Raw genomic sequence first — 596 nt, 5'->3', positions numbered from 1 at the left:
CGAGAAGGTGTTCCAGAGATCGAGTGCTAGCCCCATGCTGTCGAAGCCGGGACCAAGGTTCGCGCTCGTGGCGGGCACGCGCAAGGTGATGATGTGCCTCATGTACTCACTCGAGGATGTTGAGCAGCGACTCCACTCGTGCTGGAATAGTCTTTGGCGGTTGCGCGTTGGCAAGCACGGTGTCGGGGTCCTTCAAGCCATGGCCGGTCATCACGCACACCACACGCTGACCTTCCATGTGCAACCATCCCTCTTTGCGTCCCTTGGCGATCGCGGCTACGCTCGCGGCGCATGCTGGCTCAACAAAGACGCCCTCCAGGTTTGCTATTTTCGCTTGCCACTCGAGGATGGCATCGTCGCTCACGTCGGTGATGTGACCATTGCTTTCGCGTAGCGCTGCTTCCGCCTCTCGCCAGCGCACTGGATTGCCTATGCGAATAGCTGTAGCAACCGTCTCCGGGCGCTCGACTGTGTGCCCATGCACGAGCGGTGCAGCGCCTGACGCTTGCGCGCCCAGCAGCCGCGGCCGCCGACGGATCAAGCCGTCGGCATAGTATTCGCTGAAGCCCATCCAGTATGCCGTGATGTTGCCCGCG

The 596-nt window shown here is 61.7% G+C and carries 2 protein-coding genes; both read right to left on the bottom strand.

From position 1 onward, the window contains the following. A partial coding sequence (locus tag NZ923_10795) for a homoserine kinase (protein ID MCS7230493.1) occupies positions 1 to 102 on the bottom strand: 102 nt, incomplete at its 3' end. 4 nt (positions 103 to 106) lie between these two features. After that, a partial coding sequence (locus NZ923_10790; GenBank protein ID MCS7230492.1) for a pyridoxal-phosphate dependent enzyme occupies positions 107 to 596 on the bottom strand: 490 nt, incomplete at its 5' end.

This window comes from Candidatus Kryptonium sp. (assembly GCA_025060635.1).
Lineage (GTDB): Bacteria > Bacteroidota > Ignavibacteria > Kryptoniales > Kryptoniaceae > Kryptonium.
Note: the sequence above shows the minus strand (reverse complement) of the source record. Positions and strands in the feature narration are given on the sequence as shown.